General features: G+C 68.4%; 4 protein-coding genes. 3 read left to right on the forward strand and 1 reads right to left on the reverse strand.

Features of this window, described 5'->3' with window-relative positions; genetic code table 11:
- Positions 1–45 precede the first annotated feature (45 nt).
- Positions 46–1,059, reverse strand: a complete 1,014-nt coding sequence (locus D180_RS08665; RefSeq protein ID WP_017912483.1) for a TIGR00266 family protein — start codon at positions 1,057–1,059, stop codon at positions 46–48.
- Positions 1,060–1,339: 280 nt separating this feature from the next.
- Between D180_RS08665 and D180_RS08670 the strand changes: the two genes are divergently transcribed.
- The 3 genes from D180_RS08670 to D180_RS08680 form a co-directional block, all read left to right on the forward strand.
- The gene (locus tag D180_RS08670) at positions 1,340–2,509 is read left to right on the forward strand and encodes a hypothetical protein (protein WP_017908406.1); all 1,170 of its coding nucleotides are present in this window, start codon (positions 1,340–1,342) and stop codon (positions 2,507–2,509) included.
- A gap of 10 nt (positions 2,510–2,519) precedes the next feature.
- Positions 2,520–2,942: a hypothetical protein gene (locus D180_RS08675; RefSeq protein WP_017912484.1), complete on the forward strand. Its 423-nt coding sequence runs from the start codon at positions 2,520–2,522 to the stop codon at positions 2,940–2,942.
- Positions 2,943–2,961: 19 nt separating this feature from the next.
- Positions 2,962–4,593: HAMP domain-containing protein (locus D180_RS08680; RefSeq protein ID WP_081616446.1), on the forward strand; the 1,632-nt coding region annotated here is incomplete at its 3' end.

The following is a 4,593-nucleotide window of genomic DNA, read 5'->3' on the forward strand; positions in this document are numbered from 1 at the left end:
TCACCCCAACCCCTCTCCCGGGGGGAGAGGGGCTGATGCGCGGCTTTAGAAGTTGTTGTCGCCGTCGAGGATGCGGCCGAAGCCGCCCAGCACCGAGCCTTCGCCGCGGTTCTGCCCGCCGCCCTGCGGCGCGGCGGCGAACATGCGTCCGGCCAGGCGCGAGAACGGCAGCGACTGCAGCCAGACCTTGCCGGGTCCGGTGAGGGTGGCCAGGAACATGCCTTCGCCGCCGAAGAACATGCTCTTGATGCCGCTGACCGGGCGCACGTCCATGTCCACCGAGGCGTGGAAGGCGACCACGCAGCCGGTGTCCACGTCCAGCCGCTCGCCGGCGGCCAGCTCGCGCTCGACCACGCAGCCGCCGGCATGCACGAACACCCAGCCGTCGCCCTCCAGCTTCTGCATGATGAAACCTTCGCCGCCGAACAGGCCGGTCATGATCTTGCGCTGGAAATGGATCCCCAGCGACACGCCGCGTGCGCCGGCCAGGAAGCTGTCCTTCTGGCAGATCAGGCGGCCGCCGTGCTGGTCCAGCTTCATCGCCAGCACGGTGCCGGGATAGGGCGCGGCGAAGGCGACCTTGGCCTTGCCCTGGCCCTGATGGGTGAACACCGTGGTGAACAGGCTCTCGCCGGTGACCAGGCGCTTGCCGGCCGACAGCAGCTTGCCCATCAGCCCGCCCTGGTTGCCGCCGGAACCGTCGCCGAACACGGTGTCCATCTGCACCGCCGCGTCCTTGAACATCAGGGCGCCGGCCTCGGCCACCGCGCTCTCGCCGGGGTCCAGCTCGATCTCCACGAACTGCATTTCGTGGCCGACGATGCGGAAGTCGATCTCGTCGGCGCGGCCGCCTGCGGCCGGCGGCGGCGGCAGGCCCGGCGGCAGGAACGTCGCGCCACCCTGCAGGGCCGCGATCTGCGCCACCGGCAACCAGCCGTTCTGGCCCTGGCTCCAGGCCAGTGCCGTGGGGTTGTTGCGGGCGAAGGCGACTGCATCGGCATCGTCGAACGGGCCGGAGCGGGTCTGTTCGCTGCCGGTCAGGAAGTACCACTGGGTCATGGGTGCAGGTCCTTGGCGGGTCATGGCGGCGAGTCTAGCGGGCCGCCGCGACGGCCGACATCTGTCCAACGGCAGGGTGGCGGCTGCCACCGCTGGCCGGCCGCCGGGAGACACCGCGGCACGGGTTCTGCGAACCGTTCGTCGTAAAAACCATGACAGCGCTCAAGAACGCGGCGCGAACGCCGTTATCGGCTCACTGCCGTCACGGGCCGTATCTACGGGGATGGGTGCGGTCGGATCGTCGGCCATCGCCAACCCGCCATGTAACTGGGGAAATTCAATGAAATTCAAGGTTTTACTGTTGAGCGGTGCGCTGGCACTCGCCTCTGCCGGCAATGTCCAGGCCCAGGACGGCCCCGAGCTGTCCTTCAGCGGCTTCGGCACCCTGGGCCTGGTGCACTCCACCGAGGACCGTGCCGACTTCACGCCGGACCTGCAGACCACCGAAGGCGCCGGCGCCAGCCAGCGGACATCGCCGCGTCCGGACTCGCGCATCGCCGGGCAGGTCAACGCCACCTTTACCGACAAGTTCAGCGGCGTGCTGCAGGTCACCAGCGAGTACGCCGAGCGCGCCTCGTATGCGCCGAAGGTCACCCTGGCCCACGTCAAGTACCAGTTCGCGCCGGACTTCGCGGTGCGTGTCGGCCGGATCACCGCGCCGCTGTACATGCTGTCCGAGTACCAGCGCGTCGGCTACGCCACGCCGTGGGTGCGTCCGCCCTACGAGGTCTACAACTACCTGATGGCGATGGACGGCGTGGAAGGCGTGTACACGCGCAATGTCGGCCAGAGCGTGCTCAGCGTGCAGGGCTTCTACGGCCGAATCGATTCCAAGAAGGCCGAAGTGCACGCGATGCGCGGCCTGTCGCTGGTGCTGGACCAAGGCGCTTCCACCTACCGCGTGGCCTACATCAAGGGCAATGCCGACTACCGCACCGACGATCTGGACCGCCTGTTCGGTCTGTATCGCCGGATCAACCCGGCTCTGGCCGAACGCCTGGACACCGTCGGCGTCGCCGGCAGCTTCGCCAGCGCCGGCTACAGCTACGATCCGGGTCCGTGGTTCGCGCGCGCCGAAGTCATCCGCGCCGACTACTCGCCTTCGCTCAACGGCAAGACCACCTCCGGCTACGTGAGCGCCGGTGCGCGCTTCGGCGCGCTGACCCCGTCGCTGACCTACGCCAACGTCGACAAGAAGGCACCGGTGATCGCGCCGGGCGCCGATCCGCTGGGGCTGATGACCCGCGCCGTCGCGCTCGCCGAGAACGGCCGCCACAGCTACACCGCCTCGCTGCGCTGGGACGTGTACGAGAACGTGGCCTTCAAGTTCCAGGCCAGCCACATCGTCAACAACGCCGGCTCGTACGGCAGCCTCGGCAACATCCAGCCGGGTTTCCGTCCTGGCGGCAGCTACAACCTGCTGTCGGCCTCCTTCGATTTCGTGTTCTGAGGACGACACCATGAATGCTTACAAGATTGCCGGCGCTGTGGCGCTGGCCCTGCTGTTCTGCACCGCCGCGCAGGCCGAGGTGGTGGTGGTGATGTCGTCCAAGAGCCCGGTGGACAGCCTGAGCAAGGACCAGGTGTCGCAGATCTTCCTGGCCAAGTCCAACAGCCTGCCGGGCGGCGCGCAGGCCACGCCGATCGACCAGGACGAGGGCGCCAAGGCGCGCGAGGAGTTCTACAAGAAGGTCACCGGCCGCGATGCCGCGCAGCTGAAGTCGTACTGGTCGCAGCTGATGTTCACCGGCAAGGCGCAGCGTCCCAAGCACGTGGCCGGCGACGATGCGGTCAAGAAGGCGGTCGCCGCCTCGCCCGGCGCGATCGGCTACATCGATGCCGGCACGCAGGATGCGAGCGTCAAGGTCGTCTTCAAGCCCTAATTGCCTCCGGAGAGCCTCCATGATGAGACGTCTGCTTTCCCTGCCGTTGTTCTGGAAGATCCTGCTGCCGGCGGCGGTGTCGATCCTGTGCCTGCTGGGCTACATCGGCTTCAGCACCGTGGTGTTCCAGCGCAACAACGGGCATCTGGAGGCGATCCGCGACGTGCACTTCCCGGTGCTGGACACCATGACGCGCAACGTCGCCGCGCTGGACAAGATCATCAATGGACTGAACGGCGCGGCGGCGGCCGGCGACATGGACATGCTCAAGGCGACCGCGCCGATCGCGTCGCAGATCCACGCGTCCTACCAGAAGCTGCAGCAGACCGACCCGGGCAATGCCCAGGAACTGGCGCGGCTGGGCAAGGAGTTCGACGAGTACTACGCGCATGCGGCGGCGGTGGCCACGGCCTTCGCGCAGCAGCGCGAACCGGATGCGGCGCAGATGGAGGCGATGGCACCGTCGCTGGAGCGCTACCGCACCCATCTCAACGCGATGCACCACAGCGCCGACGCACGGTTCCGCGCCACCGTGCAGAACGCCGTGGACAGTTCGATCGCCGCCAGCGTCGGCGGCCTGATCGTCGGCGTGCTCGGCGCGCTGGCCTGCATCGCCTTCGGCTGGATCGTCGCGCGCGCCATCACCCGTCCGTTGCGGCGTGCCATCCGCACCGCGCATGCGGTGTCGCAGGGCAAGCTGGACAACCCCATCGCCATCGACAGCGGCGATGAGGTCGGCCAGTTGCTGCAGGCCATGGACAGCATGCAGCGCCAGCTCCGCCGCGTGATCCAGGCACAGACCGAGATGGGCGCGCAGCACGAGGCCGGCGTCACCAGCCACCGCATCGTCGCCAGCGAGTTCCCCGGCGAGTTCGGCAGCATGGTCCAGGCCGGCAACGCGCTGGTCGAGGGGCACATCGCGGTGACCCTGCGCGTGGTCGAGCTGATCAAGCGCTACGCGCGCGGCGACCTGTCGCAGGAACTGGAAGCATTGCCGGGCGAACGCGCGGTCATCACCCAGTCGCTCAACGACGTGCGCCGCAACCTGCTGCGGATCAATGGCGAAATCAAGCGGATGGCCGCGGCGGCGGCCGCCGGCGACTTCACCGCGCGCAGCGACGAGGCCGCCTTCGACTTCGACTTCCGGCAGATCCTGGTCGACCTCAATCAGCTGATGAGCACGGCCGACCGCAACCTCAACGCGCTTTCCTCGCTGCTGCAGGCGGTGGCCAGCGGCGACCTGACCGGGCGCATGCACGGCGAGTTCGAAGGCGTGTTCGCGCGGATGCGCGACGACGCCAATGCCACCGTCGCGCGTCTGACCGAGATCGTCGGCCGCATCCAGCACTCGTCGGCCGCGATCGATGCGGCCGCCGCCGAGATCGCCGCCGGCAACGACGACCTGTCGCGGCGCACCGAGCAGCAGGCGGCAAGCCTGGAAGAAACCGCCGCGTCGATGGAAGAACTGACCTCCACGGTCAAGCAGAACGCCGAGTACGCGCAGCAGGCCAACCGCCTGGCCGCCGGCGCTGCCGCGGTCGCCGTGCAGGGCGGCAATGTGGTCGGCCAGGTGGTGAGCACGATGGAGGGCATCGCGTCCTCGTCGCGGCGCATCGGCGACATCATCGGCGTGATCGACGGCATCGCCTTC

Source organism: Xanthomonas sp. SHU 166 (assembly GCF_000364685.1).
GTDB classification, from domain to species: Bacteria; Pseudomonadota; Gammaproteobacteria; order Xanthomonadales; family Xanthomonadaceae; genus Xanthomonas_A; species Xanthomonas_A sontii.